The following is a 26860-nucleotide window of genomic DNA, read 5'->3' as shown; positions in this document are numbered from 1 at the left end:
CCCAGCCACCAGTGGGTGCACAAGAAGATAGCAGCCGGCGAGTTCAACATCCAGCAGATGGATGTGCAAACCTACTTCTTCCGCCGCACCAATATGAACGCGCTGGGCCAGGCTCGCAGCTGGACCGACCACCTGCTGTGGCACCATGCCGCCCACACCGTGGACCTGTTCGCCTATCAGGCTGGCAGCCCCATCGTGAAGGCCAATGCCATCCAGGGGCCGATTCACCCGGAACTGGGCATCGCCATGGACATGTCCATCCAGCTGAAGGCGGCCAACGGTGCCATCTGCACGCTCAGCCTGTCGTTCAACAACGACGGCCCGCTGGGGACTTTCTTCCGCTATATCGGCGACACCGGCACCTATATTGCCCGCTACGACGACCTGTTCAACGGCAAGGAAGAGAAGATCGACGTATCGCATGTGGCCGTGTCGATGAACGGCATCGAGCTGCAAGACCGCGAATTCTTTGCCGCCATCCGCGAAGGCCGCGAGCCCAATTCCAGCCTGCGTCAGGTTCTGCCGTGCTATCAGGTGCTGCATGCGCTGGAGCAGCAGCTGGTGTGAGGCGCTGCTGACAAAAAGCTGCGCCACAGCACGCTTTGCTTTTTTTTAGCGGCTCTTGATAAGTTTCTTTTGAAATCCCTTTGTAAGCGACCCTCCTGAACAAGGCAGTCCGGTTCACCAGAACCGGCTGACCTTGTCTTTTTCTTGCAGGGTCCCCGTCAGACAGTGCAAGGACAGTTCCATGAAACAGCGACAGCTTGGCCCGTTTACCGTTTCTGCCATCGGCCTTGGCTGCATGAATCTCAGTCACGCCTATGGCGTGCCACCGTCTGCCGAGCAGGGCGGCCAGGTATTGCTGGCAGCGCTGGATGCGGGCGTCACCCTGTTTGATACCGCCGCACTGTACGGTTTTGGTGCCAATGAAGAGCTGGTGGGCCGTGTATTGAAGCCGCATCGCCAGCAGATTGTGCTCACCAGCAAGTGCGGCATGACCGGGGTGGAAGGCAAACGGGTGATAGACGGCAGGCCGGATACCCTGCGCCAGACCTGCGAGGACAGCCTGCGCCGTCTGCAAACCGATGTGATTGACCTCTACTACCTGCATCGCTGGGACCGCCAGGTGCCGATTGAGGATTCGGTTGGCGCGCTGGCTGATCTGGTGGCCGCGGGCAAGATCCGCAGCATCGGTCTGTCCGAGGTATCCGCCGCCACGCTGGCTCGCGCCCAGACGGTGCACCCGATTGCCGCGGTGCAGAGCGAATATTCGCTGTGGACGCGCAATCCGGAAATCGCGCTGCTGGATGCCTGCCGCGAGCAGCAAGTGGCGCTGGTGGCCTTCAGCCCGCTGGGCCGTGGCTTCCTGGCCGGTGGCGTGCGCGACCCGTCCGGCTTTGCCGCCAACGACATCCGCCGCGCCATGCCGCGCTTTCAGGCCGAACACTTTAGCCGCAACCTGCGCCTCTTGGATGCATTGCAGGGGCTGGCCACCGAAACCGGCTTCACCCTGGCCCAACTGGCCATGGGCTGGCTGCTGGCGCAAAGCGAGCAGGTGATTCCGATTCCGGGCACCAGCAATGTGGTGCATCTGCAGGAAAACCTGTCGGCCGACACGGTGACGCTGGACATGGAAGTGCTGACCCGTCTGGACGCCATCGTCAATGAAAACACGGTGAGCGGTGCGCGCTACAACGCCGCCACCCAGCAGGAAATCGACACCGAGGAATTTGGCGTTTCTGTTCAGCCAGCCTGATAGCCGGACAGGAGATGACCACACCATTGCTTCCATCTGGGGTGTGAACCCATGCCGACGGGGTGTTCCTGTCGGCCTTTTTTTGCCTGCAAAGCCGCCTGCAATCGCCTGCGTTATCTCGCCTTCTGACAAGAGAGCGGGGCTTCCTTCTTCAACTGGCAGGGCAAGGGCAAAAAAATCCCGGCACGGGGCCGGGTGCTCAGCGAAGGAGGAGAAATGCTGACAACAGTGTGTGGTTTTGAGGCCTGCCGTCCCGGCTGACAGCGTATGCCAGCCAGCGGGACGGCTTGTGGTCGGGCCTCAGGCAAGCGGTTCCAGCAACATCACACCGGCTGCCGTGTTGGAAATCGGCAGATGGTAGGTGTTTTGCAGCGCGCGTACCTCACCCTTGATGGTGGCGCGGGCGGCCAGCCACATCAGCAGCTCGATGCCTTGCGAGCCGGTATGTTCCACCAACTGCTCCACCGTGTACTGGGTGGCCCATTTGGGGTTGTCCACCAGGCTTTGCATGAATTGCAGGTCGAAGGGCTTGTTGATGAAACCGGCGCGTTCGCCATCCAGCTGATGCGACAGGCCGCCGGTGCCGATCACCACCACGCGGGCGTCGGAATCCCAGGCGCTGATGGCTTCGCCAATGGCCTCGCCCAGCTTGTAGCAGCGGCTGGCAGACGGAATGGGGAACTGCACAGTGTTGATGCACACCGGCACCACCTTGATCGGGCAGGCGCCTTCTTGCGGCCACAGCAGTTTCAAGGGCAGGGTGAAGGCATGGTCCACCAGCATTTCCTGACAGGTGGTGAGGTCGAATTCCTTGTTCACCAGCTGGTTGATGAGGTGCCAGGACAGCTCGGTGTCACCGGCAAACGGCGGCAGGGTGGGAATGCCCCAGCCTTCGTCGGCATTGCGGTATTGCGGCGCGGCACCCACCGAGAAGGTGGGCATCTTGTCCAGGAAGAAATTCAGGCCATGGTCGTTGTACACCACCACGGCGACATCGGGTTTCACTTCGTCCAGCCAGCGATGGATGGGCGGGAAAGCGTCGAAAAACGGCTTCCAGTACGGTTCATTCTGCAGATTGCCGGCAATGGCACGGCCGATGGCCGGAACGTGGGAGGTAACGATGCTGCCTACGATTTTTGCCATGATTATTGTCCCGCGTTCAGGAGTTTCTGTTTGAATTCGTCTTTGCTCATTCCGGTTTGCTGGGCACCGATGTCCTGCACGTCGAGGCCGAAAATGCCGGCAAACTTGGCCAGGTAGTAAACATTGCCGCCAGCGGCAATCAGTTGCAGCACATTGCGGTTTTGTACCGCAGCCAGTTGCGGCGCGGTCAGGCCGAAGCGGGCGCAGTAGGCGGCTTCGTCGGCCTTGAAAGCGTCGCGGTTGGCCTTGTCGTTGAAGGAAAAGCACATCTTGTTGAGGGCATAACCCTTCTGCGCCTGAATGTCGTCAAACAGGGTGGTTCCCGGAATGGAAACGCGTTGTTGCTCCGCCATCACTTGTTCTCCCTTGTTGATTCTGGTGAATTCAGTGTCCCTGTTTGCGGTGTGGAGATAAATGCGGTAAACCGGATGGTATACATGAAAAATTTCGATCATTTGCAGCTGGATGGCCGGCTGCTGCAATTACTGCTGACGGTGATGGAAGAACGCTCGGTTACCCGTGCGGCAGAGCGGCTGGACATGACCCAGTCCGCAGTCAGCCATGCGCTGGACAAGCTGCGGCTGATTGTGGACGACCCGCTGTTTGTGAAGTCCGGCCGCGGCATTTCGCCCACGGTACGGGCCGAGGCGCTGGCCCAGCACGCACGCAGCCTGCTGGAAGACATGCGCCGCTTTGTCAGTGCCGCCAGTTTTGATCCGGCCCGTTTGCAGCGCACCATCAGCATCGCCGCCAACGATTTGCAACGGGATTTGCTGCTGCCGCGCCTGTTGAACCTGTTGCAGGCCGAAGCGCCGGGCGTGTCGCTAAGGGTGTTGCCCTCCGGCATCCCCACGGTGGAGATGCTGCGCAGCGATGAGTGCGATCTGGTGATTACCCCGCGCCCGCCGGATGGCAGCGACATCGTGCAAAAGCGGCTATTTGCCGATCACTACCGGGTGTTTTACGACGCAGGCTGCCGTGCGGCACCGGCCAGTCTGGACGACTATCTGGCGGCCGAACATGTCACAGTGGGCTATACGCCACCGCGCATGCTGGATATTGATGATTTTCTGGCCGGGCAGGGGGTGAGGCGGCGCATCAGCGCCTGGCTGCCGGGTTTTGCCGGCATCGCGCCCTTCGTGCAGGGCAGCAGCAGGCTGGCCACCTTGCCCGGTCTGCTGGCCAGCAACCTGCTGGCAGGGCTGGCCAGTTGTGCGCCACCACTGACTTGCCCGGACATGCCGATGTATCTGGTATGGCACCAGCGCCATCGCCACGATCCGCTGCACATCTGGCTGCGCCAGCGGCTGGAGCAGGTGACGCAGCAGGCGCTGGCGGCACAGCTGCCTGGATGATACTGAGCGGCTAACAAATCAGCCGAGCGTCCGTGTGGCAAGACGCGCCGACGCCGACAGTACATAAATGTATGGCAAGGAGGCGCAACGCAGCAGCAGGGGTTTTGTCAGCCGCTCTTAGCAGCCGCTGTCCTGCAGGCGCTGGCTGACGGTGCGGCACAGCCAGTCTACCGAACGGGCGGCGCGGCTGGCCACGCTGTGCGCGTCCTGGGTGAGGAATTCGTCATTGGCCACTTCAAAGGCGTAATTGCCCTGATAACCGGCCATTTCCAGCCGCACCAGCATGTCTACAACCGCCATGCTGTGCACGCCCTCGCCGGGGAAGGAGCGCTGGTGGCGCGAGATATGCACCATTTCTTCCAGCAGCGGCAGGTAGTCGCTCATGGCATCAGACAACTGCACCAGAAACAGCTTGTGCATGGGCATGCGGTACAGGTCGTCCAGCGGGATGCCACGGGCAAACAGGTGGAAGCTGTCCAGCACCAGGCCCACGTTCTGCCGGTTTACCATTTCCACCACCTGCCATGCCGCGTGGTAGTCATGCACATAACGGCCCCAGGCCAGCGGCTCGAAGCCGATGCGGATGCCCAGGGGCGTGGCCAGCGTGGACAGCAGGCGCAGATGGGCGGCGGTGGTTTCCAGGTCGCCCACCGCATTGGGCGAGGTGGTGGCCGATACCACCAGCAGCTCGGCCCCCACCTGCTGCATCATGCGCATCATGGTTTTGGCCAGGTCTATCTTGTATTCCAGAAAGCGGCCGCTCATGCCCTCGAAGTCGCGCAGCGCCTCGAAGCCGATCACCTTCATGCCGCTGTGACGCACCGTGCGCACGGTTTGTGCCAGACCGCCTTCCTGTTCGTTCATCAGGTCCTGCGCCCACAGCGTGAGGCGGGAGAAGCCGGCGGCGGACATGGCCTGCAGCTTGTCTTGCAGCTTGCCCTGCAAGGGGGCGGTATCAATGGCAAAGCGGCTGGCGTCCATCTCAGTTCCCCTGTTCCTTGCTGATGGCAAATTGCAGCAAGCCGGCATGCTCCAGCGCGTGCCGGACCAGCTGTTGCGGGCCGGACAGGCCCAGCCCCTGTTGTTGCAGTTGCTGGCGGGTGAGGGCCATGTCATGGCTGGCCAGCGTGACGCCGGTCATGCCCTCGCTGATGCCATGCTCCAGCACGGCGGCCTGCAAGCGCAGCTGGATCTTGCCGCAGGGGCTTAGCAGCAGGCGGCTGTCGGCTGTGCTGGCGGTGGCGGATTCGGCAAAGCCGAACAGGTGCTGGTAGAAGTCCTGCCAGTCGCCAATGCGCTCGCCCGGCATGCTCTGGGTCAGCAGGCTGATGCGGCTCAGCCCGGCATCCGTAGCCTGGCTATCCGCGTTCAGCGGCAGGAAGTCCACATCGTAAATGGAGTGCTCGCCATAGCGGTCTACCAGATAGAGCAGCGAACCGCCCACACCCTGGAATGCCGGAATATGCAATTCCATCACCCCGGTGCCCGTGTCCACTTCCCATGCCCCCAGCTCGCGGGCGCGCAAGGTGGCTGCGCGTGCATCCTTCACCCGCAGCGCAATGGCGCAAATGCTGTGGCCACGCTGCTGGGCGTAATGCTGGGCAAAACTGTCCGGCTCGGCGTTGACGATGAAATTGATGTCACCCTGACGGTACAACAGCACCTGCTTGGAACGGTGCCGGGCGGTACAGCGAAAACCCATGGCCTGCAGCAGCTGGCCAAGGGCTGTCGGGTCGGTGGTGGCAAATTCAACAAATTCGATGCCGTCCGTACCCATGGGGTTGGGCCGGCTGCTAAAGGGAAGGGTGTCGGACATGGGGAACCTGTCTGGTAAGGGCTGCGGGTTCAACAAGAGCTTGCCGGTTCAATCTGTCAGTTTCAGTCGCTGAGGCTGGCAAAGTGCCGGACCATGCGCTGGGCATCCGGGGTCAGGCCGCTGAACAGGCGGAATGCGCCCGCAGCCTGATACACCACCATGCCACCGCCATTCATGGTAGCGCAGCTCAGCGCATTTGCGGCCTGAAGCAGTGCGGTTTCGCGTGGGAAATAAATTACATCCGCCACCCATAGCGCCGGATGCAGCCATTCCACCGGCAGCGGCAGGCCGGGGTGGCCCTGCATGCCAATCGGCGTGGCCTGGATCAGCCCGTCGGCGCTGGCCAGTTCTCCGGCCACATCGTCGGTCACCACCACCCGTCCGTCACCAAAGCGCTGGTTCAGCCGTGCCGCCAGCGCACTGGCACGGGCCGGGTCGGCATCGTGCAGGGCCAGTCTTTGCGCACCCAGGGTGAGGATGGCGTGGGCCACCGCAGCACCGGCACCACCGGCACCCACTTGTACCACCTTGTCCAGCCTGGCCTGTGGCCATTGCTGCTGGAAGGACTGGGCAAAGCCCCACCAGTCTGTGTTGTGGCCAATGCGTTTGCCGTCACGCAATTGCACGGTATTCACCGCGCCAATGGCGGCCGCGTCGTCGGACAGGCTGTCCAGACAGGCCAGCACGGTTTGCTTGAACGGGTGAGTGATGTTGCAGCCGGCATAGCCCACGGTCTGCATGGCGGTCAGCAGCGTGTCCAGCTCGGCAGCGCTGGTGTCCTGCGGCAGGTCGTGTAATTGATACAGACAGCGCAGGCCCAGCTGGCGTGCTTCTTCTTCATGCAGCTGTGGCGAGCGCGAGCCCTGGATGCTTTGGCCGATCAGGCCCAGCAGCAGCGTGCTGGCAGCGGATGTGGATGCAGGCATGTGTTGGTCTTTTTTGCTTGATTGCCGCAGCGGGCGGCATGCATCCCGCACACGGCACTGGTCGTGAGCGGGAGGGCGGGAACAGGGAAACGCACTGGTGCAGTGAAAATTTTCACGCTAAGATTGAAATGTACCTGTTGGTACGAAATAAGTAAACCGGCAGCATCGCCAGTACTGCACACAGACCCAGAGCGGTGCGCCGCCAGCGCCAGTTTCCCCATTGAGGATGACCACCATGCAACACTGTATTGCCACCGTTTCTCTGAGCGGAACCCTACCCGAGAAACTGGAGGCGATTGCCGCTGCCGGCTTTCAGGGCGTAGAAATCTTTGAAAACGACCTGCTGTATTTTGATGGCTCGCCACGGGATGTGCGCCGCCTGTGTCAGGAGCTGGGCTTGCAGATCATGCTGTTCCAGCCTTTCCGTGACTTCGAAGGCTGCCGCCGCGACCGTCTGCAACACAATCTGGAACGGGCCGAACGCAAGTTCGAGCTGATGCACGAGCTGGGTACCGACCGCATCCTGGTGTGCAGCAATGTGCAGCCGGATGTGATCCGCGATAACGCGGTGCTTGCCGACGACCTGCACCAGCTGGCCGAGCTGGCGGCAAGGCATGAAGTGCTGGTGGGTTACGAGGCGCTGGCCTGGGGCCAGCATGTCAATTCCTACCGTCAGGTGTGGGATATCGTCAAAACCGTGGACCATCCCAATCTGGGCGTGATTCTGGACAGCTTCCACACCCTGTCACTCAAGGATGATTTGTCGCGCCTGCCGGAGATTCCGGGCGACAAGATCGTATTCCTGCAACTGGCCGATGCACCCATTCTCAATATGGACGTGCTGGAGTGGAGCCGTCATTTCCGCTGCTTCCCCGGTCAGGGCGAGTTTGACCTGCCGGCCTTCCTCGGCCCCATCCTGCAAAGCGGCTATCAGGGCCCGCTGAGTCTGGAAATCTTCAACGACGGCTTCCGCGCCGCACCTACCGGTGGCACCGCTGCCGATGGCCGCCGTGGCCTGCTGTATCTGGAAGAAAGCACCCGCGCGCAGCTGGCTGCCAGCGCGGAACCCAGTGCCGCCGCCGTGCTGCCGCAGCTGTTCATCCCGGCGCCGCAGCCGCAATACGACGGGGTGGAGTTTCTGGAATTTGCCGTGGACGAGGCCGCCGCCAGCCGCCTGGCGCGCTGGTTCGACAAGCTGGGCTTTGCCCACGCCGGTCAGCACAAGTCCAAAAGCGTCAACCTGTACCGTCAGGGGGGCATCAACCTGATTCTCAACTCCGAGCCGGACTCCTTCGCCCACGCCTTTTTCGTGGCGCATGGCCCGTCCTTGTGTGCGTCCGCCTTCCGGGTAAATGACAGCGCCCAGGCCCTGCAACGCGCCAAGCAGTATCGCGCCCGCTCGTTTGAAAGCCGTGTCGGCCCCAACGAGCGGCAAATCCCTGCCGTGCGGGCACCGGATGGCAGCCTGCAATACCTGGTGGACCCCGGCACGGATGGCAGCAGCATTTACCAGTCCGATTTCGACATGCTGCCGGGTGCCGCAGGCAAGCAAGGCCTGCTTACCAGCATCGACCACTTCGCGCTGGGCCTGCCAGCGGAAACCATGGACGCCTGGATGCTGTTCTTCCGCGCTGTGTATGGCTTCAAGGCCGAAAACGAACATGTGCTGCCCGACCCCTACGGACTGGTGAAAAGCCGCGTGTTGCACAGCCCGGATGGCAGCATCCGCATTCCGCTCAATATCTCGGAAAACCGCAATACCGCCATTGCCCGCTCGGTGTCCACCTATCGCGGTTCCGGCGTGCAGCATATTGCCTTTGCTACCGACGACATCTTTGCTGCGGTGGCAGCGGCGCGGGAAAGCGGCGTGCCCTTGCTGGAAATTCCGCGCAATTACTACGACGACCTGGCAGCGCGCTTCGATCTGCCGGATGAATTTGTCGCCAGCCTGGCCGCGGCCAACATCCTGTACGACCGCGATGCACAGGGCGGTGAAATGCTGCATGTGTACACCGCCCAGTTTGAAGACCGCTTCTTCTTCGAACTGCTGCAACGCCGCGCGGGTTACCAGCAATACGGTGCCGCCAATGTGGCGGTGCGCCTGGCCGCACAGGCCCAGTCGCGCGCCCGGCAGCAGGCGCGCAGCAACTGGTATGACTGATAGGACCGGGCTGGACTGATCCTGCCACGATGCAAAAGGGACACGTAACACGTGTCCCTTTTTTTATTGCCAGCTTCTTACTTCAGCGGCGACACCGCCGTGGGCAGGGCAATGGTGGAGTGCATGTCGGTGGTGAGCCAGGCCGGGCCACCCTTGGGCGGCCAGATGCCGGCGGCAACCGCTTCGCCACGGATGCGGCTGCGTTCGTCCACGCTGGCATAGGCCCAGATATTGGTGAAACGCAGCGGGCCTTGCAGGGCGAACATGGCCACCAGGCAGGGCGACAGGGCGCTGCGCGGCGGCAGGTATTCCTGCCACAGGTCCATGGTGTGCTGCAGGCCGCCGGTCTTGATGCCGTAGGTACGGATTTCATACACCGGGCCGGTAATGCCGCTTTCACTGCTGGGGCGCAACGGGGCCATCCACGGGAAGGCCTGATATGCCTGCCGGTCGATGCTGGTGGCGAGGCTGCCGCAGCCGTACGGGTCGGCGCTCAGGCGGGTGCGTTGCTGCTCGGCTTCCAGTGCGGCCAGGCTGTCAAAACCCCGCAGAACCAGCAACTGGTTGAGCTGGCCGATATCGCTATACCAGCAGCCCAGCAGTTCGCCGGCGGCGGCAGCATCGCTGGTGTAGGTCTGTACGTTCTGGGCGGCCTGGGCGGTGGTGCCAAAGGGCAGGGTGAGGGTGGCAAGTTCGTAGTACATGGGGTGTCCTTGGTTAAGTTCAAACATTTGCGTCAGGTTGGCGTCCGGCGGCGTGGTGTGCCGCCAGATAGCCGAAAGTCATGGCCGGGCCCAGGGTGATGCCGCCGCTGGGGTAATGGCCGCCCATCATGCTGTGCATGTCGTTGCCGACTGCGTACAGGCCCGCGATGGGTTGATCTTGTTCATCCAGCACTTGCGCGCTGGCATTGGTGGCCAGCCCGGCAAAACTGCCCAGGCTGCCGGGGACGATCTTCACCGCGTAGAACGGCCCGTGTTGCAGCGGGGCCATGCAGGGGTTGGGCCAGGCATTGTCCTTGTCGCCCTGTACGCGGTTGTACGGGGTGTCGCCCTTGGCGAAGTCGTTGTCCTGCCCGGCTGCGGCTTGCTGGTTGTAGCGCGCCACCTGCTGTTCAAGCGCTACGGGGTTGATGCCGCAGCGGCGGGCCAGCTCTTGCAGCGTATTGCCACGTTGCAGATAACCACTGCGCAGCCAGCGGCCCAGCGGCATGGGGGCGGGTTTGACCGCACCCAGCCCATAGCGGCGGACAAAGCGGTGGTCGGCCAGCAGCCAGGCTTCTGCCAGCTGGCCTGCTGGTGTGGCACGCAGCAGGGCGGAGACAAAGTCGTGGTAGGAGTCAGCCTCGTTGCAAAAGCGCTGGCCATTGGCGGTAACGGCAATCAGCCCCGGTTTGGCGCGTTCGATCAGATGCGGAAAGTGGGCGGTGCTGCCATCGGCGCGTGGCACCAGCGATACCGGTGCCAATGCCATGGGGGACTCCATCTCGCCCATCACGCCGCCAACGGTCTCACCCAGTCGCAGGCCGTCGCCGGTATTGCTGGCCGGTGCGGCAGACCAGTGCTCCTGCCCGGTGGGCGCATGGGTCAGCAGCTGGCGTTTGCGGGCGACATCGTGTGGAAAGCCGCCGCAGGCCAGTACCACGCCGCGCTTGGCCACCACGGTGAGCGGACCATCAGGCGTGTCCAGTAGCGCACCGCTCACCTTGTCCTGCTCGCGCAGCAACTGGTGCACCGGGCTGGATAGCCGCAGTTCCACCCCGGTTTGCAGCGCGGAGGCCCCCAGCGCGGCGGCCAGCGCATTGCCATTCACCAGCCGCATGCCGCGGCCATGCAGCAGGCAGTCGCGCCAGTAGGCCAGCACGCGCCGGGTGACATAGGCAAAGGAAGTGAGCGAACGGCTGGCATTGAGGAAATGCCGCAGTTCCACGCCGGAGGCGATGCCCATGCCCCATAGCGAAATCACGTCCAGCGGCTTTTTCAGACTGTGAATGTGCGCGCCCAGCAGTCGGCCATCAAACGGTGCCGCACACACCGAACGCCCGCCGGTGGCCGCCCCGGCGCTGTGGCCGTGGAAGTCTGGAATCAGGTTGCCGTCGATAAAGCGCAGCAGGCTGTGGCGCTGGAAGAAGTCCACCATGCGCGGCGCGTGGCTCAGATAGGCATCGGCCAGCGCGGCGTCGAAGTCCTCTCCCAGCTCGCTGTGCAGGTACTGGCGCGGCTGGGCCGGGTCTTCTTCAATCCCGGCAGCGATGGCCAGCGGGTTGCGCGGCACCCATAGCCAGCCGCCCGACCAGGCAGTGGTGCCGCCGAATTCGGCTTCTTTCTCGGCCACCACCACCTTCAGCCCCAGCCGGGCGGCGGTGACGGCGGTGGCCAGCCCGCCTGCACCGCTGCCCACTACCAGCAGGTCGCAATGCAGGGTGTTGGCTTGTGCTTGCTTGTCCACGGCCAACCTCAGCGCGCCAGCGGACCCTGCGCCAGCAGGAAGTCCAGCATCAGTTCACGCACGGCGGCAAACATGTCGCCCCCCACCACGGTCTGGCAGCCCAGCGCGCGGGCGCTTTCAATCAGCGGGGTGACGGCCGGGGCGGTAATCACATCGCCGACAAACATGCTGCCATTCAGCTTGGCGGCATCAATCGGCAGCGGGTCGCTGGCCTGCATACCGGTGGGCGAGGCGTTGATGGCAATGGCAAAGCCGCTGGGGTCGTTGCTGCCTATGCGCAGCTGGCCGGGGAAACCGGCAGACAGGCGGGCAATCAGCTGGTCGCGGCGACTGGTGTCGGCATCGTGGATGGCTAGTTCGCTGACGCCGTTTTCCAGCAGGGCCAGCGCAATGGCCGAACCGGCACCACCAGCACCTACCAGCAGTGCGCGCTTGCCTTCCGGCTGGCAGCCAGCCTCGCGCATGGCGGCTACATAACCGGCACCGTCACACATGTCGCCATGCCAGCTGCCGTCGTCATTGCGGCGCATCACATTGACCGCACCCAGGCGGCGCGCCCGTTCGCTGCTGCTGCTGCACTGGGCAAACATGGCGAACTTGTGCGGCACGGTGACGATGATGCCGTCCAGATTGCCCGCCAGGCTGATGCCCTTGACGTAGGCATCCAGATTGGCCGGGCTGACATGGCTGGGCACCAGAATGGCGTTGCGGCCTTGCTGTTGCAGGGCGGCGCTGACGCCAGCCGGGGATTTCACCTGGGCGATCGGGTCGCCCACGATGGCCAGTACGCGGGTGGCACCATCCAGTTGCAGGGTTTGGGTCATGCTGTGCTCTCCTTATTGGGTAACGGTGTCGCGCGTCTGGGCGCGGGTGTTGCGTTGGCTGGCATGGGTGGCGGCGATACTGGCAAACACCAGTGCCGGGCCGATGGTGATGCCGGGCGCGGTATACACCCCGCCCATGATGGAATGCATGTCATTGCCCACCGCATACAGGCCGGCAATGGGCTGGCCGTCGCGGCCCAGCACCCGCGCCTGGGTGTCGGTTTGCAGGCCGGTGGCGGCACCGATGTCGCCGGGATAGAGCCGCACCGCGTAATACGGGGCTTCGGCGAGCGGGCCGATATTGGGGTTGGGCTGGCCGCGTGACGGATCGCCCATGTTTTGCTGGTAGGCGGTTTCACCACGGTGGAAGTCAGTATCCACGCCGCTGGCGGCATAGCGGTTGTTGCGCGCCACGCTGTCTTCCAGCGTGGCTGGGTCCATGCCCAGCTTGCCGGCCAGCTCGGCCAGTGTGTTGCCTGCGGTCAGGTAGCCATCGGCCAGGAAGGGTTCCAGGTTCTTGCCGCCGGGGCGCACCATGCCGATGCCGTACTGGCGCAAGGCGGCAGCGTCGCAGATCAGGAAGGCCGGAATGCTGGGCGTGCTGCGGTTGGCTTCCTGCATGGCCAGGCCAAACAGGTGGTAGGAGGTGCTTTCGTTCACAAAGCGTGCGCCACGGGCATTGACGGTAATCATGCCGGGCTTGGCACGGTCCAGCATGAAGTGCGGAAACACCGCCTGACTGCCATCGGCACGGCGGCGCAGTGATACCGGAGCCCAGAACGCCGGGCTGAGGCTGCCTTCGGCCAGTTTTGCACCAAGGCCGCGCGCCAGTTGCTGTGCCTGGCCGGTATGGCCGGGTGCGCCGGGGCACCAGTCCGCCGAGATGCCCGGCAGCAGGCGGGCGCGTTGTTCCGGGTCGCGGTTGAAACCGCCGCTGGCCAGAATCACCCCCTGATTCACCTTGATGCTGCGGCTGGCCTTGCCCTGACGCAGGGTGAGGCCTTGCACACCGCCCTCATCGTGCCGGATATCGCTGGCCTGGCAGCGCAGCGCCAGCTGCACATTGCCCAGTTGCGACAGCGAATACAGCAGGCGGCCCACCAGCGCATTGCCCATCACCAGCCGGGTGCCGCGCGGATAGGACAGGCGGTCGCTGGCATGACGCAGCAGCAGCTTGAGCGAGTGCTTGAACGAGGGCAGTGAGGATTTGAGCTTAAGCAGGTGGTTGATGTCGGTGCGGTCCACCATCATGCCGCCCAGTACGGTGAATTCGGGAATCGGCGGGCGCAGCACGGCAAACAGTTCGCCCAGCAGGCGGCCATCAAACGGCAGCGGCTCCAGTGCACGGCCATTGACGGTGGAGCCGGCCAGGTCGGAAATATAGTCCGGGTGTTTGGGGTAGGGGCGGAACTTCACCTCGGTGGCGGCTTCCAGCGCGGCCACCACCGCCGGGCCAGCTTGCAGGAAGGACTGGCGTAGTGCCGGGTCGGCCCGTTCGCCAATGGCATTGTCCAGATAGCGGGCAGCTTCGGCCAGGGTGTCTTGCGGATTCACCCGTGCGCTGTGCAGGGTGCCGGGTATCCAGGTGGTGCCGCCGGACAGCGCGGTGGTGCCGCCCACGTATTCGCTGTGCTCCACCAGCAGCACTTTCTGTCCGGCAAGGCCGGCAAACAGCGCGGCAGCCAGCCCGGCACCGCCGGCACCGATCACCACCACATCATATTCACTGCCTTGTGCCGGCAGGTTTTCCAGTTGCAACAACATGTCAGTCTCTCCGTATTGCTGTCTTGCGTCCGTTTTTGTTGCATAAAAGCAACCAGTCGGTACGTTTTTTGACTTTTTTTAAATGGAAGATTGTTATGTGCCAGCCGACTCCAGTGCTGTGCCATAGGTTCGCTGCAATACCTGTTCGGCGGCACTGCGCAGCAGCTTGGCCCGTTCCACGGCACTGAGCTGGGCCTTGCTGTGCATCGGCACTTCCAGCGCAATCGGCAGGTCCGGCGGCAAGGCCAGCAGCAATTCGCCCAGCGCCAGCCCGCCGTGGCCCGGTGGCATGCGTTCGGCACGGGCCTGGTACAGCAGCTGTTCGATGGAGTCGGGCTTGGCGGCGGGTGCATCGCACAGCTGCATGTAGTGCAGGCGCTGGCGTGGCACGTCGGCCAGCATGGCCGTGGTGTCCCCGGCGCGGTCAAAGTGGATGGCATCCACCAACAGGGCGGCATTGTCCTGTCCGGCTTGCTGCAGCAGCTGCATGGCCATGGCGATGTTGCGGATGTCAGTCCACGGCATGGGTTCGATATTCATGCTCAGGCCCAGTGGTGCGCCCAGTTCACACAAGCGGGCAAAACTGTCCACGCCGCGGGCAAAGTCCGGGTCGTTGCCTGCCACCAGTACCTCTCGTGCGCCCAGCCGGGCGGCACTTTCCAGCATGGGCAGATAGCTGACCACATCCACCTCCGGTTTGAGCCTGAGTATTTCCACATCAGACACTTGCAGGCCGGTGTCCTGCAGGCGCTGCAAGGTTTCGCGCAGCAGCGGGCTGTTGCCCAGCATGTCGTGTTGCGGTTCTTCGGCCGTGGCGGGTAACAGGCGCAGGCCGACATGGCTGAAGCCGGCGGCAGCGGCACAGCTGACCATGTCGGGCGGGGATAGCTCCAGCATGCTGAGGGCAGCAAGGGCGAGCTGGCGTGGTGGCATGAGTGTCTCCTGTATGGCTGGCGCTGGCGGATTTGTATTGCAGTGCTTCCACCTCTGGCCGACCTGATTTGTGGTGGCTGATGGTGCTGAAGTATGCAATCGCAAAAAATGGAATGCAATTCAAAAAAATAACTTTGTTTTGAAATTTGAGATTTTGCGCCGGAACTACCAGGACCAGGATGACAAGCACGGACGATGGGGCAGGAGCTGCTGAACTAAGATGCAAATACAGGCCAGGCCTGGATTTGTGGTGTGGCAGTACTCAGGGATTTCCCGCACTGAAACGGGGCATTGCGCTGGTTTTTTCGAGCTGAAAGCGGCTGTTGTATTTTTTTAATCCCCTGATTTAACGTAATAAAACTACAAAAAAGGCTGCCAAAAGCATGACATGGATATCTGCACATGGATGGGGCGCTGTTATCGTAAATCGGTATAACTGATAGATTTTTTGCGGTATGTTTTCAGAATTCATGCCAAGTCAGAATGCAATCCATGCCCAGGATGCATGAACAAGCATGCCGGCCCGGGCTGCACCAAGCGGGTAAGGGTGCATGGCCGCAGTGGCCAGTCACGATAGGCCGGGCTTCCATTTCATCAGGTGAGCCGGCAAGGGACAGCAGCAGGAACGCCAGCCTGCTGGTGACTGGCAAGAGCGGATCTGACTGGCACGGCCAGAGCAGCCAGTAAGAACAACAAGGCAGCGATTGATAGTCAGCGCTGCAACAGGAGACAACAGATGAGTAACGCCAGCAATGTCATCAATGTACGCACATTGATCGACGATCGTCCCATCAACCGCTTTCAGTGGTTGGTGGTGTTCTTTGGATTCTGCATTATCGCGGCCGATGGTTTTGACGTGGCCATCATGGGTTTCATCGCGCCGGAACTCAAACGCCTGTGGCATGTGACCAACCCGCAACTGGCACCGGTGCTCAGCGCCGCGCTGGCGGGCCTGACATTGGGAGCCCTGTTTGCCGGCCCGCTGGCTGACTATCTGGGTCGCAAGGTGGTTCTGGTGTTGTCGGTGTTTTTCTTCGGTTTCTGGACTTTGGTTACCGCAACCTCGGGCGATATCACCCATCTGGTGATCTTCCGCTTCCTCACCGGCCTGGGGCTGGGTGCTGCCATGCCCAATGTCGGCACACTGGTGTCGGAGTTTGCGCCTGAGCGTCGTCGTTCCTTCCTGGTGACCGTGGTGTTCTGTGGTTTTACCGTGGGTGCTGCCGGTGGCGGCTTCCTGTCTGCTTGGATGATTCCGCACTTCGGCTGGCAAAGCGTGCTGATTTTTGGCGGTGTACTGCCCATCGTGGTGTCGATCGCCTTGTTGCTGTTTCTGCCGGAGTCCGTGCGTTTCCTGGTGGTGAAGAATGCCCCGGCAGCGCGCATCTCCAAGATCGTCAAGCGTCTGGCACCGGACCTGTCCATGCAGGATGCCAGCTTCACCATGGGCAATGCCGAAACCGCACCCAAGGGCAATTCCATCCGTACCGTGCTGTCGCGTCAGTACCGCTTTGGTTCCTTCATGCTGTGGCTGGGCTACTTCATGGCCCTGTTCGTGGTGTACCTGATGGGTAGCTGGATGCCGACCCTGGTGAAAGAGTCCGGCTACACTCTGGCTGATGCTGCCTTCATTGCTGCTTTCTTCCAGTTTGGCGGCCCGGCAGGCTCCCTGTTCATGGGCTGGTGCATGGACCGTGCCAACCCGCACAAGGTATTGGCTACGACTTACGCCCTGGGTGCCGTGCTGCTGTTCGGCTTCACTTCGGTTGCCCACCATCTGCCGATGCTGTGTGCGCTGACCTTTGCCGTAGGCTTCTGCTTCAACGGCGCCAATACCGGCATGAACGCACTGTCCGCCGGTTTCTACCCCACTGCGGCGCGTGCCACCGGTTCCAGCTGGATGCATGGCGTGGGCCGTATCGGTGCGGTACTGAGTGCCTTTGCCGGTGGCCAGATGCTGGCCTGGGGCTGGGACTTCTCTCAGGTGTTTGCAGCCCTGGCCGTACCGGCTGGCATCATCGTGCTGTCCCTGTTGTTGAAGAACCTGGCCAGCAAGGGCCTGCCGGCTCAGTCGGTCAGCGCTGGCAGCAAGGCCATGCACCATTGAGTGGCTGAGCGGTGGCCACGGGCTCAGGCCGGTGGCTGCTGCAGATAGGCCAGTACGGTATCGATGATGATTTGCCGGTGCCTGGCAGCGTGTTCGGGCTGGGTGAGGTCCCGCCCGAACAGGCAGGCAAAGGTGTGGCGGTTGGATACGCGGTAGAAGCACAGCGAGCTGATCAGCATGTGCACGTCGATGGCATCGGCCTGGGCATGAAATACCTGGTCGGCAATGCCACGCGCCAGAATGCCTTCCACCACCTCGATCACGCTGCGGTTGCGCTGGCGGATGATGTCGGAATCGGCAATATGCCGCGCCTGGTGGATGTTTTCTATGCTCACCAGCCGGCAGAAGTCCGGGTGCTTGTGGTGGTAGTCGAAGGTGAAGCCGGTGAGCAGGGCCATGGCCTCACGTGGCGGCAGCCCCTGCAGCTGCAGCTGCTTTTCGATGTCGCGGATTTCGCCGTACACCCGCTCCAGTACCGCGATGTACAGCTCTTTCTTGCTGTGAAAGTGATACACCACCATACGCTTGTTGGTGTAGCTCTTTCTTGCTGTGAAAGTGATACACCACCATACGCTTGTTGGTGTTGGCCTGTTCGGCGATGTTGTCCAGCCGGGCACCGCTGAAACCGTGCTGGACGAATTCATTTTGCGCTGCATCCAGAATGCGCTGGCGCATGCCTTCCGGATCGTTCTTGCGCCGGGCAGGCAGTGGTGTGGTGGGGCAGTCTGGTGAGGTCAAAACCGGATACCAATGAAAGGAGAAGTGGCAATAAAAGCAGAATCTGACCGCTTTTGATGACAGGTGTCAATCAGGCGGCAGTCGCCGGCAAGGGCGTGTTTGTTTGGGCCGGGTGGGATAGCCCCTCGTATGTCAGGCCCGCTATGTGAATTTATTTTAAATAAATATTAATCTGTGAATAAACAGATAGGAGATGGACGTGAAACACAAGACCCAACTGATGCTGCTGGCTTCTCTCTCTCCGCTGCTGGCCAATGCGGCGCTGGCGGATGACTCTACGGTTACCATTTATGGCCGTATCCATGCTGACTTTGAAAATACCAAATCCGGTGCGGCAACTGGCTCATCGGCAGCATTTACCACCACCAAGGTGCAAAACGATACCTCGCGCATCGGCTTCAAGGGGACGGAAGACCTGGGCAACGGCCTGAAAGCCATCTGGCAGGTGGAATCCGGTGTGGCGATCGACGATGGCTCCAGCACCGGTTCCAATACCTGGGCCGGTCGGGAAAGCTTTATCGGTCTTAGCTCCAGCCAGCTGGGCACGCTGAAAGCGGGTAACTTCCTGGTGGCAATTGACGACTTGCACTACATCGCGGGCAACAACTTCCAGTACGCCACCGGTATTTCCAACGATGCCACACTGTGGGCCAACGGCGGCAGCCTGGCCAGTGGCGGTTTCGATGTGCGTGCCGGTAACTCGGTAAGCTACCAGACGCCTAAATTCAATAATGTCACCGCACGTATCCAGTACTCGCTCACCAGCGGCACCGGCGGTGCCGAAACAGCCACCCATGGCGCTACGCTGGTATCCGGCAACCTGAACTACGACGACGGCCAGCTGCGCGTGGGCTACGGCTTCCAGCAAAACCGCAGCATGCAGCAGATGTCCAGCAACTTCTACCAGAACGGCCTGATGCACATGCTGGCCGCAGGCTACAACTTTGGCAGCATCTATGTTGGTGGCCTGGTGGAACATGACATCCTGGACAACATCAGCCTCACCGGCCACAGCCGCAGCCGCAACTACGGCAGCCTGATCGGCACCTATACCAACGGGGCCAATATCTTCTCCGCCCAGTATGGCCAGGCAGCATCCTGGAAGGGTTCGGCTGCCGTGCAGGACAGCGGGGCCAAGATGGCTTCGCTGGCTTACAACCGCGTACTGAGCAAAACCACCCAGGTTTATGTGCTGCTGACCGAGCTGCACAATGAAGCCAACGCCACTTACGTGCTGGGTGGCAACCCCAGCGCCACTGCCGTTGGTGCTGCCAAGCAGCATTCGCTGGCTGTGGGCATGTGGAAAAACTTCTGATCCTGATGTAAGCAGCTACCACCGCAGGGCCGGGACAACCCGCCTTGCGGTTTTATCCGTCTGACTGCCCATGCGCCTTACTGACCGTTTTAGCTCCTCCTCGCTGATCGCCTTGCTGGTGGCCGGTGCCTTCTTTATGGAAAACCTTGATGCTACCGTCATCAATACCGCCTTGCCGGCGATGGCGGCATCTTTTGCTGTGCATCCGGTTGACCTCAATATCGGCATTACCGCCTACCTGCTTACCCTGACGCTGTTGATACCAGCCAGCGGCTGGCTGGCCGACCGGCTGGGTTGTCGCCGCGTGTTCATGGCTTCCATCGTGGTGTTTACCTTGGCGTCGCTGCTGTGTGCCTTGTCGCAAAGCCTGTGGCAGTTTGCGCTGGCGCGGGTGTTGCAGGGTGTGGGCGGGGCAATGATGGTGCCGGTGGGGCGCCTGGCCGTACTGCGCAACACACCCAAACAAAACCTGATGCAAGCCATTGCCATGATTACCTGGCCCGGGCTGGTGGCACCGGTATTGGGGCCGGCGCTGGGCGGCTTCATTACCACCTATGCCTCCTGGCACTGGATTTTCCTGCTCAATCTGCCGCTGGGTGTGCTGGCATTTGCATTGGCATGGTGGCTGATTCCGGTACAGGGCGATGAGCAGGCTGCCAGCCGTTTCGATTGGGTGGGCTTCTTGCTGTGTGGTGCAGCTTGCCTGCTGCTGATGAGTGGCCTGGAACAGGTGGGCGGGCAGGGGCCGCTGATGCTGACCATGCTGAGCCTGGCCTGTGCTGGTGTTCTGCTGCTTGCCTTGCGCTGGCATTGCCGTCGCAGCACGGCACCCTTGCTGGATTTTTCCATCCTGCGCATCCGCACTTACCGCACCACCATTGTTGGCGGCTCCTTGCTGCGCGCCGCCATCAATACCACGCCCTTTCTGCTGCCGCTGATGTTCCAGCTGGGCATGGGCCTGGATGCCTTCATCGCCGGTCTGCTGTTGCTCACCCTGTTTGCCGGCAATCTGGGCATGAAAATGATTACCAGCAGCACGCTGAGGCGCTTTGGCTTTCGCACCACCTTGCTGCTCAGCGGCCTGGCGTTGGTGCTGCTTACCCTGCTGATTGCCGGTTTCGGGCCGGCCACGCCCTTGCCGTGGCTGGTGCTGGTGCTGCTGCTGTCCGGCATGGCCCGCTCCATGACCTTTACCACGCTGAGTACGCTGGCCTTTGTCGATGTGCCGCAGGCGCAGATGAGCCATGCCAACACCCTGTTCAATATGCTGCTGCGCATGGCCTATGGCTTCGGCATCGCCATTGCCGCCATTGCGCTACGCCTGGCGGAGCGCTGGCTGCCGGCTGCCAGCCAGCTGGCGCATTATCATTTTGCCTTTGTCATCCTGGCTGGCCTGACGCTGCTGGCGCTGTGGGATGTGTGGCAGCTGCCGGCCAATGCCGGGCAGTTGCTCAGCCAGCGCGGCGAGGAGGGCGCATGATGCCAACATGTACTTGGACAGACTGCAGAGGCAGTGCCATGCTTCTGCCTTGGGTCTTTGCCCCGGGACAGAATAGCAATGGCCGCCAGACAGCGCTGGCTGGCCAATCGACAAGAAGGTTTGGCATATGGATTTGAAACAGTTGCAATACTTTACCTGCGTGGCAGAGCTGGGCAGTTTTACCCGCGCCTCCAATACGCTGAACATCGCCCAGCCGGCACTCAGCCGGCAGATCCGCATGCTGGAAGTGGAGCTGCGGCAGAACCTGCTGATCCGCAATGGCCGGGGTGTTTCCATGACCGAGGCGGGCAAGGTGTTGCTGGAGCACAGCCTGGGCATCCTGCACCAGGTGGAGCGGGTGAAGGAGGAGCTGGGCAAGGTGCGTGGTGCCATGGCCGGGCATGTGGTGGTGGGGCTGCCACCCAGCCTGCTCAAGGTATTGGCGGTGCCGCTGACCAAAACCTTCCGCGCCCGGCTGCCCAATGCCTCGCTGTCCATCTGCGAGGGCTTGTCCGTCACCATGCACGAGGCGCTGGTGGCCGGGCGGCTGGATGTGGCCCTGCTGTACAACGTGATTCCGTCTGCCGAAGTGGAAACCTTCCCCTTGCTGGAAGAAGAACTGTTCCTGATGACGGCCCGCTTTGACAATGCCCCGGACAGCATCACCCTGCGTGATGTTGCCAGCACGCCGCTGATCATCCCCAGTCGCCCCAACTCCATCCGCATGTTGGTGGAGTCCGAGCTGGCCAATATCGGCTGCCGTCCGCACATCGAACTGGAAATCGACGGTGTGTCCGCCATTCTGGAGCTGGTGGCCGATGGCTATGGCTCGGCGGTGCTCACCCGCAGCGCAGTGACCTCGCTGGCCGATGCCTCACGCTTTACCGTGCGCAAGATTGTCGAACCGGTGCTGTCCAGCAAGCTGGCCATGGCCATCAGCCTGCGTCATCCATCAACACTCACCCAGCAGCTGTTCATTGAGCTGATTCGCGAGCATATCCGCGAATGGCTGGGCTATACCCCCGAAACCTGATTGCCTCCGAACGGCTAACAAAATAGCGTAGTGTCCCTGGGGCAAGGCGCGCCAACGCCGACAGTACAAGAGTACGGCAAGCAGGCGCAACGCAGCAGCAGGGTTTTTGTTAGAGGTTCTTGGGGCGGAAAGTAGCATTGTGCTGGCTATTGCAAGTATCACCGGACCCATCTTCATCCTCATCGCCCTCGGCTACTGGGTAACCTGGCGGCAGTGGTTTGCCCAGGCCAATATTCGTGCGCTGGGGCAGTTTGTCATCACCTTTGCCTTGCCGGCGATGATATTCCGCGCGCTCACCCGGCAGTCCTTTGCCGAGGTGGTGGACCTGCATTACCTGCTGGCCTATGCGCTGGGCTCCTTACTGGCGCTTGCTTTGGGCATGCTGTTTGCCCGCATGGTGGCCGGTTACGACATGCGTCTTAGCACGCTGTTCGGGCTGGGCATGTCCATGTCCAACAGCGGCTTCATCGGCTTTCCCATCGTCTCGCAGCTATTGGGGGCCAAGGCCGGTATTGCGCTGGCCATGACCATGCTGGTGGAAAACGCGGTGGTGTTTCCGCTGGTGCTGATCCTGCTGGAAAGCCAGGACGCCAGCGGCAAGGGCAGGGCGCATCTGCTGCGCCAGGTGGGCGGACGCCTGCTGCGCTCGCCGCTGGTGATTGCCATCAGCGCCGGGGTGTTGTGCTCGCTGGCAGGCTTGCAGCTGCCGGGCGTGCTCAGCAAGGTGCTGGAGCTGATGGCACAGGCGTCGGTGGCCTTGTCACTGTTTGTCATTGGCGGCTCGCTGGTGGGCCTGAAAACCCGTGGCATCGTGCGCCGGATTTCCCCCATCGTGCTGGGCAAGCTGCTGCTGCACCCCTTGCTGATCTTCCTGCTGCTGCATTTCCTGTTGCCGGTACCGGCCTGGCTGCAAATGGCGGCGGTGCTGTTTGCCTGCGCGCCGATGATGAGCATCTATCCCATCATCGGGCAGAAGTACGGCCATGAAGGCTTGTGCGCGGCCAGCTTGCTGGCGGCCACGGTGACTTCGTTTTTCTCCATCAGCAGCATGCTCTGGCTGCAAGGCTGAGGCAATCCTGCCCGTGCGCTTGAGGGAATAAGCAATCCAGTTTTTCTTGGTTGGGAATGCGGGAATGGTTTTTTAATATCCATTCCATGCACATGGTTATGTCCTGTCATGACAGGCCGTGTTTTCATTCCCCTTGCTTTGAAAGGCAGCCAGGATGAGCTTTTATCAGGATTACAACGACAAGCTGGCCATTGAAGGCTGGAACACCCGCGAACTGAGCCAGTACCAGACGTTCGACCTCAAACGCCTGTCCCCGGCACTGGGGGCGGAAATCCGCGGTGTCGACCTCAGCCAGTCCTTGCCGCCTGCGCAACTGGAGGAAATCCGCCAGGCGCTGACCGAACATCTGGTGCTGACCTTTCCCGGCCAGGCCATCAATGCCGAACAGCACAAGGCCTTTGGCCGTCTGTTTGGCAGCCTGCACCAGCACGTGCTGGGCGACAGCACCCAGCTGACCGCGCGCAGTGGCGATGCGGAAATCCTGGGCTGGAAAACCGGCCGCACCACCCGTTACACCGCGGGCGACGCCTGGCATAACGATGTGTCTTGCGACCCGCACCCCATCTGGGCGTCTTTCCTGCGCGTCACCCGCCTGCCGGAAGTCGGCGGTGGCGACACGGCGTTTGCCAACCTCTATCTGGCGTATGAATCCTTGTCTGAACCCATCAAGCAACTGCTGCTGGGGCTGACTGCCGTGCATGACGGGCGGGAAGGCTGGAGCAATGGCTATGGTGCCGAACCGAAACCCGGCCAGGTATTCAATGCCAGCGAACACCCGGTGGTGGCAAAGCACCCGGTCAGCGGTCGCCCCTTCCTGTTTGTGAATGAGGCGTTTACCTCGCATATCGTGCAGCTGAGCCGCGCCGAAAGCGATGCGCTATTGCAGCTGTTGTACCGCCATATCGAAAAACACCAGTCCTTCCAGGCGCGCATTCACTGGCAGCCGGACATGCTGCTGCTGTGGGACAACTGGGCCACCCAGCACCATGCCATCTGGGATTACTACCCGTTCGAGCGCTGGGGCGAGCGCGTGTCGGCCTATCTGGAGCACGGCCCGCAGCCTGCCGGCAGCATTATCAGCCAGCAGTAATTGCTGCCCTTGCATTTCAAACCGGGGTCGTCCTTGTGGGCGGCCCTTTTTGGTGTGCAACAGGTGGCTTATGCAGCCTTTGCCAGGCTTATCCAGCCGCCGCCTGATAAGCAACGCAGTTTTACTTGGTTCACGACCGGCGTGACAGTGCTTACAGTAGGCCCATCACGCAATCACACCCTAAAGGAAACCAGCATGACTCTGCGACTTGGCGACATCGCTCCGGATTTCAGCCAGCAATCCACCATTGGCGAACTGAACTTCCACCAGTGGAAGGGTGACAGCTGGGCCGTGTTGTTTTCCCATCCGGCGGACTATACCCCGGTGTGCACCACCGAATTGGGTGCCACCGCCAAATTGCAGCAGGAATTTGCCCGCCGCAATGTCAAGGTGCTGGCCCTGTCGGTAGACCCGGTGGAAGCCCACCATGGCTGGATTGCCGATATCAATGACACCCAGCAGACCGAAGTGAATTTCCCCATCGTGGCCGATGCGGACCGCAAGGTGTCCGAGGCCTACGACCTGATTCACCCCAATGCCAGCAGCACCCATACCGTGCGCTCGCTGTTCATCATCGACCCTGCAAACAAGGTGAGGCTGATCATTACCTACCCGGCCAGTACCGGCCGCAATTTTGCCGAAATCCTGCGGGTGATCGACTCCTTGCAGCTGACCGACCATCACAGCGTGGCCACCCCGGCCAACTGGCAGCAGGGTGAGGAGGTGGTGATTGTGCCGTCGCTACAGGATGAAGCGCTGATCCGTGAAAAATTTCCCCAGGGCTACCGTGCCGTACGGCCCTATCTGCGACTGACGCCGCAACCGGTTTGATATTGTTGTCCGTTGTACCGTTGTCTCTGTTTCTCCTTCTTGCATGTCTCTTCTTCATGCCGGGTCTCGCGATCCGGCATTTTTTTATCTATGGGATGAAGGCGGGAGTGGGAGTGGACGTAAATATCGGAAAATCATGTCAACAAGGATGGCTGCTGGCAAAACAGCAGACCTGTGGTGCGGATATGGCTGCTTTTCTTGTTGGCATGCGGAGGGTGTCAGCTCCTGTGCACCGGGACTGAACGGCTCTCATTTCACTTGGCGTGCTGAGTGTCGCAGAAGCCCAGCTGATATGTGCTAAGCATTTTCATCAATTGACCGGATTGTTGCGGACAGGAAAACTCTGGTAGATCAAATAATCTTGCCTTACTCCGGCAGGTTGAGGGCCAGAATACATATGTGGTTTCCGGTATGAATGGTAAACATGCCATGCCAGATAATAAAAACTTCCCTGAATCCGTAGCCTGATGCCTGGCTGAGAATCATACATTTCGGGACATGTTAAAAATCTTGTACCGTTTTGTTTGATATGGAGTGGACGCGGCCAAGTCGAATGGCCGATACTTTGATACCACGAGGCTGCACCTTGCAAACCCGCCGGTCTTTTTTTGAGCACCGGACTTTTTACAGAAGCAGGAACAAGCGTTGGACGGTGAATCTCCCAATATTGAAGCAATGCTGGATCTGGCATACCAATTGGTACTGTGTCAGCTGGAAGCGGACGTCTACCGCGCCAAGCAGGACATCCGTGAAATGGTGGTGCCGATCAAAATCCTGCTGCTAAAGGAAATGGAGCAGGATACGCAGATTTGCGGGCTGGACGATTTCTAGTTCCACGCTTGCGGTATGTCCCTACTTGCGTTTCTGCCTGGTTGTTTCCGCCTACCCGGCCCCTGCAGCTTGTGCGGCAGGGGCCGATTTCTTGGTCCCGCATGACTTCGTACCAGGTGGCACCAGATTATGCATGGTTATGGTCCGGCAATGCCTGCTGCTACACCGGCAGTGCGTACCGCGGCCTGTTTTCTGCGGCGCGCCAGCCATTGGTAGACACCCGATCCTCCCAGCAGCATCAGCAGCAGCCCGGTGAGTGCGGTGGCCACCCGTTGGGCGGTCCCGGCAAAGCTGCCATCATGCAGCACCAGCGCCCAACTGCTGACGCGACGCCAGGGGTTGCTGGTTTCTGTTTTCTCGATACGCAGCTGCTTGCCCTGATAGGGGTCTGTCTGCACCAGCGTACTGCCATTCGGATGCATCTCCCCAGGCATTTTCAGGCGTATTTCCACTGGTTTGTCCGATCTGGCGCTGATGTTGATGCCAGTTATCCTGCCTTCTGGCAGCCGGGTTCGGACAAGCTGGACCAGGACATCCAGTGGCAGGCGCTGGCCGGTAGGCTGGATGGTGGCGTGCTTGCCTGGCTTGCCCTGTTTGGCTGGTGTCAGCCAGTCACGCAGGGGCTGATTGAACGCCAGCACCAGGCCGCTAAGCGTGCTGAGCAGCAGCAAGAGCAGCATGGCGGCACCGGCGGTGCGGTGCAGGTCGCTCACCAGAATGGCAACGCCCTTGTCCCGGCGTACACGCCAGGCCTTGCTCCAGTTCTTCGGCCACCAGTGAGTGATGCCGCTTAGCAGTACCAGGATGATCAGCACACCCGCACAGCCCACCCAGATTTTGCCCTCCGGCAGCAGCAGACGTGCATGCAGTTCGTGCAGCCAGCCCCAGCCTTGGGCATTGCTGTCCTGTTGTTGCAGGATGCGGCCACTGACCGGGTCCAGCCACAGGGTAATATCTGGCTGTCCCTTGCTGCGCACACGTGCCTGAATGCTGTCTCGGCTGTTTTCCGGCAAACGCAGGCTGATATCGGCATGCGGGTAGTGCAGCCGCGCCATGGCATAAGCGGCCTGGTAGCTGACGGGCGTGGCCAGGGTAGGTCGGCTGTCAGGGCTGATCTCGGACTGCAGTTCGGCCCGGAAAACCAGCAGGCTGCCGCTGATGCCCAGTGTGATGGCCAGCAGGGCTGCACCCAGGCCCAGATAGCGGTGCAGCAAGATGATGAAACGTTTCAAGATGGTAT

25 protein-coding genes are annotated in these 26860 nt (G+C 61.4%); 12 read left to right on the top strand and 13 right to left on the bottom strand.

Translation table 11 applies throughout. The annotated features are described in order from the left end of the window. Both QVF59_RS17710 and QVF59_RS17705 read left to right on the top strand, forming a co-directional pair. A partial coding sequence (locus tag QVF59_RS17710) for a Gfo/Idh/MocA family protein (protein WP_502866816.1) occupies positions 1-567 on the top strand: 567 nt, incomplete at its 5' end. Between the two features lie 181 nt (positions 568-748). Further along, a complete protein-coding gene (locus QVF59_RS17705) occupies positions 749-1756 on the top strand; it encodes an aldo/keto reductase (RefSeq protein WP_287881535.1) in 1008 nt (335 codons plus the stop codon). A gap of 300 nt (positions 1757-2056) precedes the next feature. Here the strand turns inward: QVF59_RS17705 and QVF59_RS17700 are convergent, their stop codons facing one another. After that, positions 2057-2899, bottom strand: a complete 843-nt coding sequence (locus tag QVF59_RS17700; protein WP_287881533.1) for a class III extradiol dioxygenase family protein — start codon at positions 2897-2899, stop codon at positions 2057-2059. Between the two features lie 2 nt (positions 2900-2901). Beyond that, the gene (locus tag QVF59_RS17695; protein ID WP_287881531.1) at positions 2902-3252 is read right to left on the bottom strand and encodes a protocatechuate 4,5-dioxygenase subunit alpha; all 351 of its coding nucleotides are present in this window, start codon (positions 3250-3252) and stop codon (positions 2902-2904) included. Positions 3253-3336: 84 nt separating this feature from the next. On the opposite strand from QVF59_RS17695, the gene QVF59_RS17690 reads away from it, so the two are divergent. After that, positions 3337-4254, top strand: coding sequence for a LysR family transcriptional regulator (locus QVF59_RS17690; protein WP_287881529.1), 918 nt, complete (start codon positions 3337-3339; stop codon positions 4252-4254). A gap of 117 nt (positions 4255-4371) precedes the next feature. Here QVF59_RS17690 and QVF59_RS17685 read toward each other — a convergent pair whose 3' ends face one another. From QVF59_RS17685 to QVF59_RS17675, 3 genes are all read right to left on the bottom strand, one after another. Beyond that, positions 4372-5235: a sugar phosphate isomerase/epimerase family protein gene (locus QVF59_RS17685; protein WP_287881527.1), complete on the bottom strand. Its 864-nt coding sequence runs from the start codon at positions 5233-5235 to the stop codon at positions 4372-4374. A gap of 1 nt (position 5236) precedes the next feature. Next, positions 5237-6070: a 4-hydroxyphenylpyruvate dioxygenase family protein gene (locus QVF59_RS17680; protein WP_287881525.1), complete on the bottom strand. Its 834-nt coding sequence runs from the start codon at positions 6068-6070 to the stop codon at positions 5237-5239. 62 nt (positions 6071-6132) lie between these two features. Beyond that, on the bottom strand, positions 6133-6996 hold the full coding sequence (locus QVF59_RS17675) for a shikimate dehydrogenase (protein WP_287881523.1): 864 nt from the start codon (positions 6994-6996) through the stop codon (positions 6133-6135). Positions 6997-7231: 235 nt separating this feature from the next. Here QVF59_RS17675 and QVF59_RS17670 point away from each other — a divergent pair, with 235 nt between their 5' ends. Next, positions 7232-9157, top strand: a complete 1926-nt coding sequence (locus QVF59_RS17670; RefSeq protein WP_287881521.1) for a bifunctional sugar phosphate isomerase/epimerase/4-hydroxyphenylpyruvate dioxygenase family protein — start codon at positions 7232-7234, stop codon at positions 9155-9157. Between the two features lie 77 nt (positions 9158-9234). Here QVF59_RS17670 and QVF59_RS17665 read toward each other — a convergent pair whose 3' ends face one another. The 5 genes from QVF59_RS17665 to QVF59_RS17645 all read right to left on the bottom strand — a co-directional run bounded on the left by QVF59_RS17665 (position 9235) and on the right by QVF59_RS17645 (position 15126). Beyond that, positions 9235-9861: an NIPSNAP family protein gene (locus tag QVF59_RS17665; protein ID WP_287881519.1), complete on the bottom strand. Its 627-nt coding sequence runs from the start codon at positions 9859-9861 to the stop codon at positions 9235-9237. 19 nt (positions 9862-9880) lie between these two features. Then, a complete protein-coding gene (locus QVF59_RS17660; protein WP_287881517.1) occupies positions 9881-11605 on the bottom strand; it encodes an FAD-dependent oxidoreductase in 1725 nt (574 codons plus the stop codon). An 8-nt stretch (positions 11606-11613) separates the two neighbouring features. Further along, entirely contained in the window at positions 11614-12429 is an 816-nt protein-coding gene (locus QVF59_RS17655) for a shikimate dehydrogenase family protein (RefSeq protein ID WP_287881515.1), read from the bottom strand. Between the two features lie 12 nt (positions 12430-12441). Continuing rightward, entirely contained in the window at positions 12442-14193 is a 1752-nt protein-coding gene (locus QVF59_RS17650; RefSeq protein WP_287881513.1) for an FAD-dependent oxidoreductase, read from the bottom strand. Between the two features lie 93 nt (positions 14194-14286). After that, a complete protein-coding gene (locus QVF59_RS17645; protein WP_287881511.1) occupies positions 14287-15126 on the bottom strand; it encodes a sugar phosphate isomerase/epimerase family protein in 840 nt (279 codons plus the stop codon). A gap of 736 nt (positions 15127-15862) precedes the next feature. Here QVF59_RS17645 and QVF59_RS17640 point away from each other — a divergent pair. Continuing rightward, a complete protein-coding gene (locus QVF59_RS17640) occupies positions 15863-17233 on the top strand; it encodes an MFS transporter (protein ID WP_287881509.1) in 1371 nt (456 codons plus the stop codon). 23 nt (positions 17234-17256) lie between these two features. On the opposite strand, the gene QVF59_RS17635 is transcribed toward QVF59_RS17640, so the two are convergent. Next, positions 17257-17754 carry a hypothetical protein gene (locus QVF59_RS17635; RefSeq protein WP_287881508.1) on the bottom strand — a complete coding sequence of 166 codons (498 nt, stop codon included), beginning with the start codon at positions 17752-17754 and terminating at the stop codon, positions 17257-17259. After that, the gene (locus tag QVF59_RS20880; protein WP_353851354.1) at positions 17636-17908 is read right to left on the bottom strand and encodes a TetR/AcrR family transcriptional regulator; all 273 of its coding nucleotides are present in this window, start codon (positions 17906-17908) and stop codon (positions 17636-17638) included. Before QVF59_RS20880 ends, QVF59_RS17635 begins: the two co-directional genes overlap by 119 nt. A gap of 262 nt (positions 17909-18170) precedes the next feature. On the opposite strand from QVF59_RS20880, the gene QVF59_RS17630 reads away from it, so the two are divergent. The 7 genes from QVF59_RS17630 to QVF59_RS17600 all read left to right on the top strand — a co-directional run bounded on the left by QVF59_RS17630 (position 18171) and on the right by QVF59_RS17600 (position 25620). Then, on the top strand, positions 18171-19286 hold the full coding sequence (locus QVF59_RS17630; RefSeq protein ID WP_287881506.1) for a porin: 1116 nt from the start codon (positions 18171-18173) through the stop codon (positions 19284-19286). Between the two features lie 70 nt (positions 19287-19356). Continuing rightward, positions 19357-20766 carry an MFS transporter gene (locus QVF59_RS17625; RefSeq protein ID WP_287881504.1) on the top strand — a complete coding sequence of 470 codons (1410 nt, stop codon included), beginning with the start codon at positions 19357-19359 and terminating at the stop codon, positions 20764-20766. Positions 20767-20893: 127 nt separating this feature from the next. After that, the gene (locus QVF59_RS17620; RefSeq protein WP_287881502.1) at positions 20894-21799 is read left to right on the top strand and encodes a LysR substrate-binding domain-containing protein; all 906 of its coding nucleotides are present in this window, start codon (positions 20894-20896) and stop codon (positions 21797-21799) included. A 139-nt stretch (positions 21800-21938) separates the two neighbouring features. Continuing rightward, positions 21939-22868 (top strand): AEC family transporter, encoded by a 930-nt coding sequence (locus QVF59_RS17615; protein ID WP_287881500.1) that lies wholly within the window; start codon positions 21939-21941, stop codon positions 22866-22868. Between the two features lie 154 nt (positions 22869-23022). After that, entirely contained in the window at positions 23023-23958 is a 936-nt protein-coding gene (locus QVF59_RS17610) for a TauD/TfdA dioxygenase family protein (RefSeq protein ID WP_287881498.1), read from the top strand. A gap of 195 nt (positions 23959-24153) precedes the next feature. Beyond that, positions 24154-24789, top strand: a complete 636-nt coding sequence (locus QVF59_RS17605) for a peroxiredoxin (RefSeq protein ID WP_287881496.1) — start codon at positions 24154-24156, stop codon at positions 24787-24789. A gap of 645 nt (positions 24790-25434) precedes the next feature. Beyond that, positions 25435-25620, top strand: a complete 186-nt coding sequence (locus QVF59_RS17600; protein WP_159877360.1) for a hypothetical protein — start codon at positions 25435-25437, stop codon at positions 25618-25620. A 137-nt stretch (positions 25621-25757) separates the two neighbouring features. Here the strand turns inward: QVF59_RS17600 and QVF59_RS17595 are convergent, their stop codons facing one another. Further along, a complete protein-coding gene (locus QVF59_RS17595) occupies positions 25758-26852 on the bottom strand; it encodes a PepSY-associated TM helix domain-containing protein (RefSeq protein WP_287881494.1) in 1095 nt (364 codons plus the stop codon). Positions 26853-26860 lie beyond the last annotated feature (8 nt).

This window comes from Aquitalea sp. (genome assembly GCF_030150775.1).
Lineage (GTDB): Bacteria > Pseudomonadota > Gammaproteobacteria > Burkholderiales > Chromobacteriaceae > Aquitalea > Aquitalea denitrificans.
This window is presented reverse-complemented; position numbering and strand designations above follow the sequence as displayed.

Bases quoted from the DNA above. Each gene is read 5' to 3' on its own strand.
- QVF59_RS17705 (WP_287881535.1), top strand. From the start codon at position 749: ATGAAACAGCGACAGCTTGGCCCGTTTACCGTTTCTGCCATCGGCCTT.
- QVF59_RS17700 (WP_287881533.1), bottom strand. From the start codon at position 2,899: ATGGCAAAAATCGTAGGCAGCATCGTTACCTCCCACGTTCCGGCCATC.
- QVF59_RS17695 (WP_287881531.1), bottom strand. From the start codon at position 3,252: ATGGCGGAGCAACAACGCGTTTCCATTCCGGGAACCACCCTGTTTGAC.
- QVF59_RS17690 (WP_287881529.1), top strand. From the start codon at position 3,337: ATGAAAAATTTCGATCATTTGCAGCTGGATGGCCGGCTGCTGCAATTA.
- QVF59_RS17685 (WP_287881527.1), bottom strand. From the start codon at position 5,235: ATGGACGCCAGCCGCTTTGCCATTGATACCGCCCCCTTGCAGGGCAAG.
- QVF59_RS17680 (WP_287881525.1), bottom strand. From the start codon at position 6,070: ATGTCCGACACCCTTCCCTTTAGCAGCCGGCCCAACCCCATGGGTACG.
- QVF59_RS17675 (WP_287881523.1), bottom strand. From the start codon at position 6,996: ATGCCTGCATCCACATCCGCTGCCAGCACGCTGCTGCTGGGCCTGATC.
- QVF59_RS17670 (WP_287881521.1), top strand. From the start codon at position 7,232: ATGCAACACTGTATTGCCACCGTTTCTCTGAGCGGAACCCTACCCGAG.
- QVF59_RS17665 (WP_287881519.1), bottom strand. From the start codon at position 9,861: ATGTACTACGAACTTGCCACCCTCACCCTGCCCTTTGGCACCACCGCC.
- QVF59_RS17655 (WP_287881515.1), bottom strand. From the start codon at position 12,429: ATGACCCAAACCCTGCAACTGGATGGTGCCACCCGCGTACTGGCCATC.
- QVF59_RS17650 (WP_287881513.1), bottom strand. From the start codon at position 14,193: ATGTTGTTGCAACTGGAAAACCTGCCGGCACAAGGCAGTGAATATGAT.
- QVF59_RS17645 (WP_287881511.1), bottom strand. From the start codon at position 15,126: ATGCCACCACGCCAGCTCGCCCTTGCTGCCCTCAGCATGCTGGAGCTA.
- QVF59_RS17640 (WP_287881509.1), top strand. From the start codon at position 15,863: ATGAGTAACGCCAGCAATGTCATCAATGTACGCACATTGATCGACGAT.
- QVF59_RS17635 (WP_287881508.1), bottom strand. From the start codon at position 17,754: ATGGTGGTGTATCACTTTCACAGCAAGAAAGAGCTGTACATCGCGGTA.
- QVF59_RS20880 (WP_353851354.1), bottom strand. From the start codon at position 17,908: ATGCGCCAGCGCATTCTGGATGCAGCGCAAAATGAATTCGTCCAGCAC.
- QVF59_RS17625 (WP_287881504.1), top strand. From the start codon at position 19,357: ATGCGCCTTACTGACCGTTTTAGCTCCTCCTCGCTGATCGCCTTGCTG.
- QVF59_RS17620 (WP_287881502.1), top strand. From the start codon at position 20,894: ATGGATTTGAAACAGTTGCAATACTTTACCTGCGTGGCAGAGCTGGGC.
- QVF59_RS17610 (WP_287881498.1), top strand. From the start codon at position 23,023: ATGAGCTTTTATCAGGATTACAACGACAAGCTGGCCATTGAAGGCTGG.
- QVF59_RS17605 (WP_287881496.1), top strand. From the start codon at position 24,154: ATGACTCTGCGACTTGGCGACATCGCTCCGGATTTCAGCCAGCAATCC.